General features: G+C 76.7%; 1 protein-coding gene. It reads left to right on the top strand.

Annotated elements, in window-relative coordinates; translation table 11 throughout:
- The first annotated feature begins 124 nt into the window (after positions 1 to 124).
- Positions 125 to 1,588 (top strand): UDP-N-acetylmuramoyl-L-alanyl-D-glutamate--2,6-diaminopimelate ligase, encoded by a 1,464-nt coding sequence (locus ACVMLK_RS20925; RefSeq protein ID WP_457487526.1) that lies wholly within the window; start codon positions 125 to 127, stop codon positions 1,586 to 1,588.
- The last annotated feature ends 175 nt before the right edge of the window (positions 1,589 to 1,763 follow it).

The following is a 1,763-nucleotide window of genomic DNA, read 5'->3' as shown; positions in this document are numbered from 1 at the left end:
GTGCTGCCGCGCGCCGTGCCGATGCCGACCCTGCCCGGCCGCGCCGCGCCGGGGGCGCTGCCGCCGCCCGTGCCGCTGCGCCTCACCTCCAACCAGGGAGCGGGCCTTGCGGCTCGGTGACCTGATGCGGCAGGCGGTTCCGGCATCCACCCAGGGCTGGCCCGGCGGCAATGCCGAGATCCTCGGCCTGACCGCCGACAGCCGCGCCGTCCGCCCCGGCTATCTCTTCGCCGCCCTGCCCGGCGCGCGGGCCGATGGCCGCGCCTTCATCGAGGAGGCGGTGGCCCGTGGCGCCGGCGCGGTGCTGGCGCCGGAGGGAACCGAATGGCCCGCCGGGGTGCCGCCGCGGCCGCTGCTGGCGGTGGCCGACCCGCGGCGCGCCCTGGCCCGCCTGGCCGCAAGCTTCTTCGGCCAGCAGCCGGCGAAGGTCGTCGCCGTCACCGGCACCAACGGCAAGACCAGCACGGTCGATTTCCTGCGACAGATCTGGACCCTGGCCGGCAGCAAGGCGGCCTCGCTCGGCACGCTCGGCCTGCGCGCGCCCGGCTTTCCCGAGACGCCGTCGCTGACCACGCCCGATCCGGTGGTGCTGCACCAGACCCTGGCCGGGCTGGCCCGCGCCGGCGTGCAGCACGCCGCGCTCGAGGCCTCCTCGCACGGGCTGGAGCAGCGGCGGCTGGACGGGCTGATGCTGACCGCCGCCGGCTTCAGCAACCTGACGCGGGACCATCTCGACTATCACGGCGACATGGCCGCCTATGCCGCGGCCAAGCTGCGCCTCTTCGACACCCTGCTGGACCAGGGCGACCACGCGGTCGCCAATGCCGACATGGCGCCCGAGCTGCTGGAGGCGCTGCGCCGCATCGCCCGGCGGCGGCATCTGAAGTTCCACACCGTGGGCGAGGCCGGCGAGCAGATCCGCCTGCTGCGCCACGCGCCGCGCCCCGAGGGGCAGGAGATCGCGCTGGACGCCTTCGGCCGCCGCGCCGAGCTGACCCTGGCGCTGCCCGGCCGCTTCCAGGCCGACAATGTGATGCTCGCCGCCGGCCTGGCCGTCGCCTGCGGCCTGCCGGCCGACCGGGTGCTCGCCCTGCTGCCGCGCCTCGCCGGCGTGCGCGGGCGGATGGAGCTGGCGGCGCGGCTGCCCCATGGCGCCGCCGTCTATGTCGACTACGCCCATACGCCGGACGCGCTGGAGCGGCTGCTCACCGCGCTGCGTCCGCATGCGCTTGGCCGGTTGCACGTGGTCTTCGGCGCCGGCGGCGACCGCGACCCGGGCAAGCGGCCGCTGATGGGCGCGGTCTGCGCCCGGCTGGCCGACCACGCCATCCTGACCGATGACAATCCGCGCACCGAGGACCCGGCGGCGATCCGCGCCGCCGTGCGCGCCGGCATGACGGGCGAGGCCGAGGTGACCGAGATGGGCGACCGCGCCGCCGCCATCGCCGCCGGCCTGGCCGCGCTGGGGCCGGGGGATGTGCTGGCCATCGCCGGCAAGGGGCACGAATCCGGCCAGACCATCGGCACCGAGACCCTGCCCTTCGACGATGCCGGGACGGTGCGCCGCCTCGCCGGCGGCGGCGCATGAGCCCGCTCTGGACCTCTGGCGAGCTGCGCGAGGCGACCGGCGGGACGGCGCCCGACGGGCTCGACATCCGCGCCATCGGCATCGACAGCCGCGCGGCCGGCCCGGGCGAGCTTTTCGTCGCGCTGCGCGACGCGCGGGACGGGCACGACTTCGTGGCCGATGCGCTGGCGCGCGG

Source organism: Teichococcus aerofrigidensis, assembly GCF_054073225.1.
The sequence above is the reverse complement of the archived record's forward strand: the minus strand, read 5'-3'. Positions and strand labels throughout refer to the sequence as shown.